General features: G+C 38.6%; 10 protein-coding genes and 2 pseudogenes. 3 read left to right on the forward strand and 9 right to left on the reverse strand.

Annotation, left to right across the window (positions count from 1 at the left end):
* Window positions 1-3 precede the first annotated feature (3 nt).
* The 4 genes and pseudogenes from murQ to NSS82_RS20945 all read right to left on the reverse strand — a co-directional run.
* The gene (murQ, locus tag NSS82_RS20930) at window positions 4-909 is read right to left on the reverse strand and encodes an N-acetylmuramic acid 6-phosphate etherase (protein ID WP_042129111.1); all 906 of its coding nucleotides are present in this window, start codon (window positions 907-909) and stop codon (window positions 4-6) included.
* A 572-nt stretch (window positions 910-1,481) separates the two neighbouring features.
* A complete protein-coding gene (locus NSS82_RS20935; RefSeq protein ID WP_036688728.1) occupies window positions 1,482-2,345 on the reverse strand; it encodes a MurR/RpiR family transcriptional regulator in 864 nt (287 codons plus the stop codon).
* A gap of 305 nt (window positions 2,346-2,650) precedes the next feature.
* Window positions 2,651-3,179, reverse strand: a pseudogene (locus NSS82_RS20940) (MMPL family transporter); the annotation flags it as partial.
* A 63-nt stretch (window positions 3,180-3,242) separates the two neighbouring features.
* Window positions 3,243-3,308 (reverse strand): annotated as a pseudogene (locus NSS82_RS20945) (hypothetical protein); the annotation flags it as partial.
* A 212-nt stretch (window positions 3,309-3,520) separates the two neighbouring features.
* On the opposite strand from NSS82_RS20945, the gene NSS82_RS20950 reads away from it, so the two are divergent.
* Window positions 3,521-4,222 carry a response regulator transcription factor gene (locus NSS82_RS20950; RefSeq protein ID WP_036688733.1) on the forward strand — a complete coding sequence of 234 codons (702 nt, stop codon included), beginning with the start codon at window positions 3,521-3,523 and terminating at the stop codon, window positions 4,220-4,222.
* A 6-nt stretch (window positions 4,223-4,228) separates the two neighbouring features.
* On the forward strand, window positions 4,229-5,623 hold the full coding sequence (locus NSS82_RS20955; protein ID WP_076104941.1) for a sensor histidine kinase: 1,395 nt from the start codon (window positions 4,229-4,231) through the stop codon (window positions 5,621-5,623).
* A gap of 82 nt (window positions 5,624-5,705) precedes the next feature.
* On the opposite strand, the gene NSS82_RS20960 is transcribed toward NSS82_RS20955, so the two are convergent.
* The 4 genes from NSS82_RS20960 to NSS82_RS20975 form a co-directional block, all read right to left on the reverse strand.
* A complete protein-coding gene (locus NSS82_RS20960; RefSeq protein WP_036688737.1) occupies window positions 5,706-6,059 on the reverse strand; it encodes a YxeA family protein in 354 nt (117 codons plus the stop codon).
* A 5-nt stretch (window positions 6,060-6,064) separates the two neighbouring features.
* On the reverse strand, window positions 6,065-7,984 hold the full coding sequence (locus tag NSS82_RS20965; RefSeq protein WP_076104942.1) for an FtsX-like permease family protein: 1,920 nt from the start codon (window positions 7,982-7,984) through the stop codon (window positions 6,065-6,067).
* On the reverse strand, window positions 7,971-8,738 hold the full coding sequence (locus NSS82_RS20970; RefSeq protein WP_038572078.1) for an ABC transporter ATP-binding protein: 768 nt from the start codon (window positions 8,736-8,738) through the stop codon (window positions 7,971-7,973). Before NSS82_RS20970 ends, NSS82_RS20965 begins: the two co-directional genes overlap by 14 nt.
* Window positions 8,739-8,892: 154 nt before the next feature.
* Window positions 8,893-10,041: a VanZ family protein gene (locus NSS82_RS20975; protein WP_076104943.1), complete on the reverse strand. Its 1,149-nt coding sequence runs from the start codon at window positions 10,039-10,041 to the stop codon at window positions 8,893-8,895.
* 184 nt (window positions 10,042-10,225) lie between these two features.
* On the opposite strand from NSS82_RS20975, the gene NSS82_RS20980 reads away from it, so the two are divergent.
* Complete coding sequence (locus tag NSS82_RS20980; protein WP_076104944.1) at window positions 10,226-11,272, forward strand: DUF418 domain-containing protein; 1,047 nt, start codon at window positions 10,226-10,228, stop codon at window positions 11,270-11,272.
* 131 nt (window positions 11,273-11,403) lie between these two features.
* On the opposite strand, the gene NSS82_RS20985 is transcribed toward NSS82_RS20980, so the two are convergent.
* Window positions 11,404-13,044: an alkaline phosphatase gene (locus NSS82_RS20985; RefSeq protein ID WP_036688747.1), complete on the reverse strand. Its 1,641-nt coding sequence runs from the start codon at window positions 13,042-13,044 to the stop codon at window positions 11,404-11,406.
* Window positions 13,045-13,266: the final 222 nt, after the last annotated feature.

A 13,266-nucleotide genomic window follows, 5' to 3' on the forward strand; every position in this document is an offset into this window, starting at 1 on the left:
CACCTAAACCAATGATGCGATTGCCTGTTTCAAGCGTCCTCCGTTTGTGTTAAGTACTTGTTCTGCTTCTTTTGCATCTAACCCCGATTTAATCATCATAATTGCCAGCTTACAGTTCATAGATGCTTTTTCAAGTGTTTCTGCTGCGGTTGATGTATCTACACCAGTCGTGTTCATGATGATACGAATCGAGCGATCTACGAGCTTAAAATTACTAGCCTTCAGATCAACCATCAAGTTGTTGTACGTTTTTCCTAACTTGACCATTGTGCATGTTGTCAGCATATTAAGCACCAACTTCTGAGCAGTTCCTGCCTTTAATCGAGTCGAACCGCTAATGACCTCAGGTCCTACAACAGGTGTTATACAAACATCTACAATGGGTTCGAACTTTGAGCCTCTGTTGTTACAAACACCGATAGTGGCTGCTCCAAGTTCCTTTGCTTTCGCTAAAGCTGCAATAACGTAGTTTGCACTACCGCTTGCCGAAATCCCAATAAGTACATCTTTGTTTGTTACACCAATGCTTTCGATTAATGCGATCCCTTCATCCATATCGTCTTCACAGCCTTCAACCGCAGTACGCAAAGCAATATCACCACCAGCAATATAGCCCTGCACCAAGGAAGGATCTGTACCAAAGGTAGGAGGACATTCGGAAGCATCCAGAACACCTAATCTTCCTGATGAGCCAGCTCCTATGTAAAACATTCTTCCACCATTAGACAACCTATGATGTAGAATATCTACCGCCTTTGCAATCTGCGGAATCTCCTCAGCTATAGCTCTGGGGACTAGTGCATCTTGTTGATTCATTAACTGGATCATTTCTTCCGTAGTACATTCATCAATCATTAATGTGTCTGGATTCACAGCCTCTGTTGTCAATCCCGCAAGGTAGTCATTCATAGCCATCCTCCTTCTTCCCAGCCTTAATCTGTCATTTAATTAACAAAACGTGTTAGATTAACTTACAATTATTATGTTCTTATACTAATACAACACCATCGCTTCGTCAATAGATTTTGAAATATAATTTCATGAAGAAATTAAATTCTGATGTTTTATTTCATTCCTTACATACTATGTTATACCACATTTATAAAGCGCTTACAAGATGCAATTTAAATTTTTAACAATTGCTTTGATCGCTATGGCTCTAAGGTTAAAGCGATTTAAAAAAATGTATTATTTGCTGATTATCGCTCCAAACGAAACATAAAGTTACATCATCCGTGTTCAACCGGATGATGTTTCGTCTTCAATTCCATTCATTTTCTTCCTCATAATTGTGTGCCAAGCTATTAATTATTGAATTAAACTACTTATTATATTCATTAGATCAACGTATTCATCATGTAGATAATCTGACATGGATTGATAAGTAGTACATTTTAGTACACGAATAAGTGAATGAAATACAAAAAAAGAAAGCATTGATCCATGATCAATGCTTTCCTCCACATTCATTCTATCAGAACCTAATTTCTAAGTTTTTTCTTTAATATATTATGCGTTTTTGTTAAGTAGGTTTTTACTTCTTCATATTCAGCACTTGCGACACCAGCAAATAATATGTCGATGATCGTAAGCATCGCAATACGCGAGCCCATAGCCCCACTGCGGATTGTTATTTCAGGTGTGGATATGCTCAATACAATATCCGCCCGCTCCGCAAGCTCACTTTTATTGTACTTCGTAATCGCAATACATTTCGCTCTATTCTTTTGGGCAATTTCCAGTGCATCAATAATATCACTAGTTGCTCCAGAGTTAGAAATGAAAATGGCAACATCATCTTTCTCAAGTAAAGTTGCTGCCGTGAGCTGACTATGACCATCTGTATAGGCATGACACATCTTATTAATTCGCGAGAACTTCTGTTCCCCGTCCATACAAACGAGTCCCGAAGCACCTATTCCAAAGAAAACAATTCGCTTACTATGACATAGTAATTCTACAGCTCTTGTAATTTCTTTTCGATCAATAACACTAAGCGTATCCTCAATGGACTTGCAATTATTCAATGAAATATTTGATATAATTGTCGAGAGATCATCACCTGGCTGAATATCTGTATATTGAGCCTTTGAATCCTCATCACGAGAACCCAAAGATGCCGATATACTCACAATAAAATTGCGGTATCCGCTGTAACCCATCGTCTTACAGAAACGAAGGACAGATGCATCGCTTGTCTTACTCGATTGAGCCAATTCCTTAATCGACAAATGAGGGATCTCTTCCGTATTTTCTAAAATGTAATCTCCGACCAATCGTTCAACTGGTGTATAACTCTCTCGCATATCACGAATTTTAATTAATACGTTGTCATTTAGACTCATAATCTACCTACTCTAGATTTAATTAACACCTTTATTAATATCATAAACAATATAAACAACCTATTACAATAACAAAATACGTTTCGGCATATCAAAAGCTAATATTAATTAATCTATTAAAATCATCCTACTCTTAGGTCATCTGGTGACTTTACGTTGATTATAGCGTAATAAAGTTGTAAGGTATAGTCGATAATTATATACTTTCTGATATGGTGAAACAAGGGACCACAAAGGTCCCCGAAGATTCTTTCTATTGTTCTCAGCATACGTAATACGCATGTATTTTTAAATTTTACTGCCCTCTAAATATGACTCGATTTGTCAACTACATTCTTTGATGTAGCACCGTTGCTTGAACCATTTAATTTGCTAGCAAGCTGCTTTAATGCAGTCAAGAACACCGGCATGGCCGCTACACTTAGTAATAATAGTGCAATGATTAATACGAATGCTACCTGTATAAGTGTCATTACGCCCGAAGGAATCAACGCGGCGCAGGTGATCCAACATCCCCTTCAAGCTCGTTATACCGCATCATCAGGAATATGCTGTAATCAACGCCCAGGGCTGCAATCATAATGAAGCTGAAAAATGGAACGATCCAGCTCAAGATTTCACTGATTCCAAGAGAAGTAAGTACACTAGCACCAAGGAAGCAATAATGAACAGAGAACTGGACACAGAGCGCGTAATGACTATTAGCACAATTAAGATTCCGACCAGCATAATCACGGCTGTACGTACAAAGTCATCCTGTGAAATATTCTGCAAATCAGCATTGGTTGCAGTTGTTCCTGTTAAGGCTGCTTGCACTCCTTGCAAGTCGCTGCCCCATCTAATGGCATTCCAAAAGCTGTCTGCAAGTTCTTCTTCGAGCTCAAGCGAATACAGTAACTCACCTTCTTCCATCATTTTAGCGAACTTCTTCAAAGGGCCATATACAGTGCAGATCAATGCCATAGAAGGCAGGGGGCGTAACAATTTCTCCTCCTTACTTGATTTGGCTATATCTAGAATGAATTTTTAATAAATCACCAAATATTGCTTTGCTATGTTCGTCTAAGTAATACCCATCTTCATGCAAGCCTTTCTTTTGCGATTTTTTTGCGCAAGAAATAAAGAGTCCTTTATAATGTAATAATGTACATAAAGACGGATTTGGAGGGAAATAAATGGCAAGTCGTAAATGGGTATTAATCATAGACGATGAAGATGATTTAGCGCGTCTAATGAAGGCTGTTTTACATAAAGAAGGTGTTCCAGACGTTGTAACTGCCGGGACCGTTGCAGAGGGTTGGGACAAGTTCCAGGAGTATAATCCTGAGCTTATATTGCTAGATATTATGCTCCCAGATGGAGAAGGATATGACTTATGCAGAAAAATTCGGGAAACATCAAATGCACCCATCTTATTTATGTCTGCAAAAGACGAGGAAATTAATAAGCTGTTAGGACTGGCGATAGGTGGCGATGATTATATTACTAAACCGTTCAGTCCGAAAGAAGTCGCTTATCGGGTAAAGGCACAACTGAGAAGAGCTGGCTTTACAGAAGAAAAAAAGGCTCCGAAAAGCTTACAAGCTGGTCCCTTTGAACTTAGTGCCAATGAGACAGAATTAAAAAAGAATGGCGAGGTCCTCGTGCTAACCGCCAAAGAAGTCGGTTTAATGAGCTGTTTTATGCATCATCCCAATCAGATTCTAAGCAAAGAAACCTTGTTTGGACAGGTGTGGGGTGAAGATTTTTTTGGTTCCGATAATACAGTGATGGTACATATTCGGCGATTACGCGAAAAAATTGAGGCCGACCCTTCAAATCCTTCCTTTATTTTGACGGTTAAAGGGTTAGGTTATAAATTACATACCAAGGAGTGAGACTAGTTGAAATGGAAATTGACACTCCGCTTTTTAAGATCGGTTATGACTATTGTTGTGATCGTTGGTATTGTAAACGCGATTTTGTTCCTTTCCCTATTCTTTATAAAGGTAAATAATAATAACTTTGGCACTGAAGAAGCATCTGCAGAAACCTTTAGCCGAACCTTTTCACAATACGTAGAACTACAGGCTGGCAAACCTGTTGTGAACGAAGAAGGTCTCAAAAAACTACAAGAAATGAGCGCCTGGGTACAATTCTTGAATGACCAAGGGGAGCAAGCAGCAGCCTTTTATACCCCTGAAGAATTGAAAACAGAGTATTCTCCTATTGAAATTGTCCAAATGTATAAATATAAAGAATTAGATGCACGCACGACGGTTTTTGTCAGCGAAGCCCAAAATTTCAGTTACTTTTTAGGGATTAATAATCCTAAAATAGGCCGCTACGTAATGACCTATGACTACGCTAAAATTTTCAAAGATGTTAATGTTTTTCTTTCCATTTTTTTAATCGTTGATGTGCTTATTGTAATCATCATTGGATTTCTATTTGGGAAAAAGTTAACTGCACCCCTTCATACATTAATAGAGGGTATTCAACAGCTCAGGGAACGACGTTTTAAGAAAATGCCTACTCCCAAAGGTGTTTATGAAGATGTTTTTCGTAATATGAATGAACTATCTGAAAAGCTCGATCGGCATGAAGAGGAGCGTAAACGTCTCGATCAAATGCGTGAGGAATGGATTAGCAATGTTTCACATGACATGAAAACACCACTTGCTTCTATTCAAGGTTATGCAGAATTTATTAACGACAGTGCCACAGATTTAACAGCCCAAGAATTACAGGAATACACGTCAATTATCAAAAGTAAATCGATGTATATGAAAGATCTGTTAGATGACCTCAATTTAACAACACGTTTACGTAATCACCAGCTATCCCTGCAATTTGAAGAGGTGAATCTCGTTCAGTTTCTACGAGAAATGACGATTGAACTTTTAAATGACCCGACCTTTGGTGAACGGCAGATAGAGTTTGAGGCGAATGTGGCTAAAGCAATGCATAAAGTAGATAAAAAGTTACTAAAACGAGCGATCCTTAACTTGATCTACAACGCGCTGGTGCATAACGATGAAAATGTCGTGGTGAAGATTCGAGTGGATACAGGTCCAGAATCTCATACCCAAATTTCGATTTCTGATAATGGCCAGGGTATTCCAACTAAAGATCTGGAACAGGTTTTCGAACGCTACTATCGGGGTACAAATACAACCAGCAAGCATGGTACTGGTTTAGGAATGGCCATCGCAAGAGACATTATTTGGGCTCATGAGGGGAACCTCGATATGACGAGCATTGAAAATACCGGAACCACCATTACTATACTTTTATAATACAAATGCCTTACTTACTCATTAGGCAGAGGAAAGGGCTGTGCTCCATTACCTTTATTGGAGACAGCCCTTCTTCAATTTATTAGTTTTTTATTGCTTTTAGCGGAATATCCTCTACTTTCACTTCATCGTATGAGGAGACTTGATCACCTTTTTTTACATACATTTTTAAGTAGGCGCCTTTACGAAGATTTTTTTGTGCATTAAATTCCAGTGGAATTGTATTACCTTTAGCATTTGTAGCCTCTAGTGTATACGAATAGGAAGTCATCACTGTACCATCACTCAGTTTATATTCATGGGGTTCCCCATCCTCTGTAATTTGTAAATAGTAATTTTCGGCATTCATGCGATTGAAATCAATCTTTGCTAGAGCAAAGACACCTACAACCCCAATAACAAACAAAATACCCATAGTAATTAGAAATTTTTTCATCTCAATCATCCTTCTGTTCTATTATTTAGTGTGATAATACGATTGTATGAAGCTACGGTTAAGAAATAATACAAACCGTAAATTACGGTATAAGCAATCATCCAGAGCAACACTGGCTTTGCTAAATCTATCATCAGTAGACTAGAGAATGCTTTTAAAGCCACTACACTATGCAATAACCCTACTATAAGCGGTACAACAAAGATAACGAATACCTGTGACGCAATGGATTTCTGCATTTCTTTTGCACTGACACCCATTTTATGCAGCATATTGTACTGTGCTTTATCCTCTTCTGCCTCTGTTAAAACTTTAAAGTAAATGATACTGCCTGTTGCAGCCAGAAATACGAGCCCAAGGAAACTTCCTATAAAAAGTAGAGAACCTACACTTTCCAAGCTTGTTTGGTAATCTTGAGGCCTACTGGAAAATGGCGCTTCTTCAGGCAAATGGTTTGCGATTTTTGCAGATAAATCCACAGAGGCATCCTCTATCCCAAGAACACGATAGCGTAGCACTTCTCCATCATTCCGTAATACTTTATACTGTTCATCCGAGACTACAACTGTTATACCTGCTGTGCCTGCATTCAATACGGTTTGTGTTTTAAAGCTTTGGAATGTGAGTGGATGGCCGTTGCCTGTTGTTATAGTTTTTCCTGTATACATAGGTGAGAACCTTTTGTCATATCCGATATCTAAAATAACTGCGTAACCATCCTTTACATTTAATTTTTCTTTATGCTGTACATTTGCTAAGTTGTTGTATGTTTTTTCATCGATAACTGTATACCCTCTTTTATCAGAGCTATCGAACGAGGATGGTGAATTTAATTCTTTCGTATGAAACGTAATGGATAGCGCATCGATATTTTCATCGTATTTTGTAGCTGGCAGTACAGCATTTACTTTTTTATCCATTTCCGCATCTGTTGATTGATACATAAAGGTATTCGGATTAATCGTTTTTGCCGAGTCATTCGTATTGTAATACAGGCTATAGACCGCTCCACCGGCAGTTACTGTTGTAGCACTCAACACAGCAATCACAGTTAATGTACGTGCATTCCCACGGATACGATAGAGCAGCTGCGATATGGTTATTACATGAAGGCCTTTCCACAGCCACTTTTCATTTTTCTTAATCATTGCTAACACAAAGCCAGTCACACTGTGGAACAATAAAAATGTACCCACAATTACCGTTGTTAAAATAATTAATACGGTCATGAGAAATCCGATTTTTGCCCATACCTTAGAAGTGAAAAGGTCCTGCATTGCAAGCCAATAGCCCAAGACAATAAGTAACACTCCAAGAACAGCTACTATCATAGATGGTTTAGGCGCCACTTCTCCCTTTTTGGAAGCATGAAATAAATCAATCAGCTTAAATTGATAGATCAAGCGGTAGCCTTGAAATGATGTCACTAAGAAAATAACCAGAAATACGATAGCCGTGTTCATCGCAGCCGCCATTGAAAAAGTAAAGGGTGCTACAACGTCATAACCCATTAAATGAATCAAAATCGTCATAAATCCTTTTGAACAGAGGAAGCCAAATACAATCCCTACTATTAAAGAGAATAATCCTAATAACAAATTTTCAAAAAAGAGCATAAAACCTATTTGACGATTACGTACCCCCAGCAACGCATACAGTGCGACTTCTTTTTTACGTTTTTTCATAAAAAATGAATTGGAATAAGCTATAAATATGAACACGAAAAAGATAAGAATGACTGCCGCGCCACTCATTAGGGAAGCCAGTTTTTGGGATGAAGCCGTCTGTTCTGCTATCGTATCACTATATTTTAAGGTCACAAATGTAAAGTAAATGATGATACTAAACACCATCGATGCAATGTATAAAAAATATTGCGAGAAATTTCTGGCTATATTTTTTCTTGCTAGACTAAATAACGTCATCTACCTCACCCCCAATGGCCGCATGAACATCTAAGATCTCTTGGAAGAAGGCTTTGCGTGTCTGATCACGACGATAGATTTCTGTTGAAAACGAACCATCTTTGATGAAAATAATCCGGCGGCAGAAGCTTGCGGCAAAGGCATCATGGGTTACCATCATAATGGTCGAATTGTTATTTTCATTTAAAGTACTTAAGCTTTCCAATAAATCTGTTGCTGATTTAGAGTCAAGTGCACCTGTTGGTTCATCAGCCAAAATCAGTGCTGGCTCTGTCACGAGCGCTCTAGCCGCAGCGGTTCTTTGCTTTTGACCCCCAGAGATTTGGTAAGGATATTTCCCCAGTAAATCTTCAATCCCAAATACTTTAGAGATCTGAGTCACGAGGTGATTAATTTTCTTCGCTGGAATTTTAGCAATCGCCAGGGGAAGCAATATGTTCTCCTTTACCGTCAAGGAATCGAGTAAATTGTAATCTTGAAAGATGAACCCGAGATGTTCACGCCGGAAGTCTGACAAAGCTGCTTCCTTCAGATCATGAATACTCTTGTTCTTCATATATATCTTTCCTTCTGTTGGAGAATCTATGGTTGCTAACAAATTTAGCAAGGTTGATTTTCCCGCTCCGGAAGGTCCCATAATCCCTACAAACTCACCTTCATGAATGTCAAAAGACACGTTTTCCAACGCTGTGTAAGCAGCACTTAACTTCCCGTACACTTTTTTTACGTTTTCTACTTTTAATAATGGTTCCATTCATTTCACCTCATAATTTGCTGATACTTATACTATAGGCACCGAACCTTACAGCAAATTCATGCCAACCTTACAACAAGCTTAAATCTACAAAAAAAGGGATACCCTGTAGCCATTTAAGACTACGGAGTATCCCTTTGCTATTGAATAGCATTCATTTTTTTCTGGTTGTATATAAATCAGAAGCTTCATCAAAGTAAAAGCGGCGTTTTTGTTTGCCAAACACGACTAAGACAATATGGATGAACAACACGATCGTTAAAATAATGGAGGTCAATCCAGCACCTAGCGTTAAGAATATAGATGCCTTATAAAATGGAGAATCCATTGATAGTTCCACATTATTCAAAATATTCGCAATGACTGTTATGAAGTACATCGCGTAAATGGCACCAAAGCGTTTAAATAATCGCTTGTTAGTTTCCACTCGACTTATTTTACTGTCATAGCGATAACGCATTATTTTCGTACCGATTGTCGATCCATTCCAAATTATCGGAATAATAAAAAAGGTTACAGAAAGTGTAATTGTGCTCGCAATAAATTCACTAACCATATTAACGTTGGTCATACTCAACACAACTTTAACTACTAGGTTGCTGATAAATAGATCAATAATAACAGCCAGTAACACAGACATCCCTCTTACTTCATCAAGAGCTAATAATCTTTCTGCTTTCTCCTTAATTTTCTTTTTTGATGGGAATAACGCCAACACGGCTGGAGCAATAAAGAACCCCAGTACTCCGCCAGAAGTATTTAACAATAAATCATCCACATCAAAAATACGATAAGGGCAATTATAAATCCCGTAAATACCGGTTACCTGTGTTATCTCATAAAATAAAGTTAATAGGAACGTGAAGCCTAGAGCTTTCTTCCAATATTTTTTATCATGAAAAAAGTAACGCAGATAAACACCAAAAGGTAATAATAGCAAGAAATTAAAAAAAGCTTGATAGAATGAGGGTTGGCTAAATAACAGTCTATAAGTAGCTGGCTGTGATAACACGATGCCACTATTGCCAAAGGTGCCCACTATAAATTGAAATGGCATAAGTGAATAATGTTGTGTGCCCGGTTTTTGAAGAGAACAAGTATTACGTATTTCCGGCAACGGCAACAATACTAAAAATAACGCTGCTAGAAAGTAAAAGATAAACGAAAACGAAATTAACGTGGTAGAAAAGGGAAGGTAATTATATTTTCTATAGGTATAAATGAGCCATGGGATAAATAAGGCAAATGCTAAAACCACAAAAAAGATCGCTGCCACAAAGATCGGTTGAGTATATGCTGACATTTCTAGTTCACACCCCAAAATGATTTAGTATTCATATTAACCATAAAACTGATTCTAATTCAACTGGAGTTGGAACATTTTATCAAATTTAAGGATCCTGTAATGTTGGCATCAATTTAATGTAAGGTTCGCAACTTATACTAACTCCTAAGCAAATAAAAATATTTTCAAAGGAGCACTATTAATGAATCCCTCCATTTCGCAAAAAGAAAGAATCATTTCACTCGACATCATTCGCGGACTTGCTCTTTTCGGCATTCTGCTTATAAATGTTGGAGCCTTTAAAGTTATTATGGAAGGAGATCCCTTACCAAACTATAGTGGCATTAATGGAATCATCCATAGCTTGATAATCATCTTCGTACAAAAAAAGTTCTTTTCTATTTTTTCCTTTCTATTTGGTGTAGGTCTATACATTTTCGCCTCAAGAGCCGAAAGCCGGGGAGATAAACCCAGATGGCGTATGGCTAGACGTTTACTAATCCTTTTGCTGCTGGGAATCATTCATGTATTTATCTTTTGGGGAACCATTCTGCCCACATACGCCATTATCGGATTGTTTCTGATCCCTTTTTATCACTCAACGGTTTCTACACTTAAAAAATGGCTGATAGGTATGACATCCATTTACATCATTTCCTTGGTGGCAAAAATATTTCTACCCACTCTAGGGGTTATATCATCTATCCTTGATATTTTTTCTAATGATGCTATACAAATCTTTATTATGTTTTTAGCTGGTTTTTTAACCGCAAAGTCAGGTTGGCTGACACACATACAAGAATTGTCTAAACCAATTAGAGGAATTCAAATGGTATCATTTCTGTTGTTCATTGGTTTTTCACTATGGATTTGGAACGCTTCTCAAAGTGGGAGCAGCAATGTAGATTCAGTTACGGGCTTAGGATCTCTCCCAACCACTTTGTTCTACTTAACAACATTATTTCTACTATTAGAAAATAAACAAATGGTGAAATTCCTGAAACCCATATCACGGGTGGGTCAAATGGCGTTTACAAATTATGTAGCACAAAGCATTATAGGGACGGCAATCATTTCAATGATAGGTCTCGAAGTCGTTTCACCGAAAGATATTCTCTACATCGCAGTTCTGATTTATTTTATTCAAATCATTTTTAGTACCATCTGGTTCAAGTTCTTTTCCATGGGACCCTTAGAAAAGCTTTGGCGCTTGATGACCTATGGAAAAAAGCCTGCAACAAAACGATAAAAACTTCACTTTCCTCCTCTTAATGCAAGTCGGAATTTATTTTCCCAACCCAAAAACCCCTTATAAAAAGGGGTTCTCAAGTTTAAGCGCTTTAACTTTTAGCCGACAGATCACAACATGAACATTAAGAATCAGAGAATCAAGTCCAAAGCATCCTGCGAAATCCACACTTTATCTTTAATCATTACCGTCAGCACATTTAGTTTCGTTGTTTTGCCATCCTGTATGGCGATATTTTTATCTATAGGCAGCTTGAGAACTTGGCCTGCTTTTTTCACTACAACCACCGGATTATTCTTATCGGTCTTATCTAGGGTAATCGTAGCTCCTTTGGCCTTGAATTTATCACTGGATACGTACAGTGTATCCTGAAGCTGCGCCAGATTGAGTCCGGTCACTTCTTGAATATATTTATTCACATCCGTATTCTGGATTACACCGCTGTTCACGAAATCAGTCGGTTTAAAATTAGCCGGATGGTACGCGAATAAGCCAACTTCTTCCGATGTGTGATCATCCGTAGAGAAGGTTACACCTATTTTATCCCCCAAAATTTTACCGATGACCGGCGAAAGGTTATCCTGCATTCCCAATCTGACTTGATCTGCTTCTTCTTTGGTTAGATCACTAAGTCCATAATGATCTGCAAGGACCTTTTTGAAATTGCTCTCATTAATACTGCCTTCAATGTAATAACTGGTATGCTTCGCTTTCTTCAGCACGGAGATTAGGTCTTTGGTAGAATCATAGTTCGTCATATTGAGTCCGCCGGTAGCATGATCCGAAACCGATAAGACTGCTGTATTGCCATCTTTTTCTGCAAAGTCAACAGCGGCTTTAAAGGCTTTATCAAACGCTAAGGTCTCACTCATAATACCCACTGGATCGTTATCATGACCATACCAGTCAATCTGGCTTGCTTCGACCATCAGAATAAAACCGTTCTCGTTCTGCGACAACTTCTCTATCGCTACTTTGGTCATTTCAGCAAGGCTCGGTTGCTTTTGCGGGTTCAGGTCAAAATCAGCATCCAGTGCTTCGGGGTTGAAGAGACCCCAGATTTTATTCGTTTTAGAATTCATTAACCCTGCTTTATCCGTTACGTATTCATACCCATTTGATTTCAGAACTTTGGTTAAATCTTCTCCGTCCTTGCGGTTAATGTCTTCTTTGCCGGGTACCAAATACCCGGAACCACCCCCAAGTAGAACATCTACACCACTATAGACCATCTGTTCTGCAATAGACTGCGCATTGTCACGCGTGTATGCATGACTTAAAAATGTAGCCGGCGTCGCATCCGTTAATTCACAAGTGAATACCGTTCCTGTACTTTTCCCTGCCATTCTCGCTGCATCCATAAGGGTAGGCAGAGGTTTGTTCACGTCCTCTGGCTTAACTGCGCTTATGAAAGGCATCGTTATTCGGTCTGGAAGTATGGATACCGTCTCACTCTTAACCTTATGGCCTGTAGCATAAGCCGTAGCTCCCGCAGCGGAATCTGTGGTCAGTGAATCCGTAGAATATGTTCTCACCAGCCCGCTGAAATACTTATCCATCGCAAGCGCCTGCCCTCCCTGATACCATCTGGCCAAGTTCACATCGGATAAGCTCATCCCATCCGTAATAAACAGGATTACGTTTTTGACCGATTTGTTGGTAGGAGCATCAGAGTTATTGGCGCCATCGGCGTAGGTCGTTCCGTTGCCTGCTGCAAGCAGACTGCAAATCATAACTGTACTGCAAATTCTCCCGATAACCTTTTTGCGCATTTGAATCCTCCTCTAGCAGATTTTGTTAAGTACGTTATTAGTTTAAAGGAGGATTGTTTGCGGGAGCAGCACCTATTCTCTTATTTTATATTAAATTCTATGCATATTTTGTCTTGACCTGTGCTACTGATATTTGTAAAAAAGGGGCGCCCTAGGGGCCCCCTTTGCATTATTATTGTCTTATTACGAGGACATCTCGAGGCGCTCTACCGGTACTTTGAA

Origin of the sequence: Paenibacillus sp. FSL H7-0735 (assembly GCF_038008505.1) — a bacterium.
Taxonomy (GTDB): Bacteria; Bacillota; Bacilli; order Paenibacillales; family Paenibacillaceae; genus Paenibacillus_AQ; species Paenibacillus_AQ odorifer.

Bases quoted from the DNA above. Each gene is read 5' to 3' on its own strand.
- NSS82_RS20935 (WP_036688728.1), bottom strand. From the start codon at position 2,345: ATGAGTCTAAATGACAACGTATTAATTAAAATTCGTGATATGCGAGAG.
- NSS82_RS20950 (WP_036688733.1), top strand. From the start codon at position 3,521: ATGGCAAGTCGTAAATGGGTATTAATCATAGACGATGAAGATGATTTA.
- NSS82_RS20960 (WP_036688737.1), bottom strand. From the start codon at position 6,059: ATGAAAAAATTTCTAATTACTATGGGTATTTTGTTTGTTATTGGGGTT.
- NSS82_RS20970 (WP_038572078.1), bottom strand. From the start codon at position 8,738: ATGGAACCATTATTAAAAGTAGAAAACGTAAAAAAAGTGTACGGGAAG.
- NSS82_RS20985 (WP_036688747.1), bottom strand. From the start codon at position 13,044: ATGCGCAAAAAGGTTATCGGGAGAATTTGCAGTACAGTTATGATTTGC.
- NSS82_RS20965 (WP_076104942.1), bottom strand. From the start codon at position 7,984: ATGACGTTATTTAGTCTAGCAAGAAAAAATATAGCCAGAAATTTCTCG.
- NSS82_RS20980 (WP_076104944.1), top strand. From the start codon at position 10,226: ATGAATCCCTCCATTTCGCAAAAAGAAAGAATCATTTCACTCGACATC.
- murQ (WP_042129111.1), bottom strand. From the start codon at position 909: ATGAATGACTACCTTGCGGGATTGACAACAGAGGCTGTGAATCCAGAC.
- NSS82_RS20975 (WP_076104943.1), bottom strand. From the start codon at position 10,041: ATGTCAGCATATACTCAACCGATCTTTGTGGCAGCGATCTTTTTTGTG.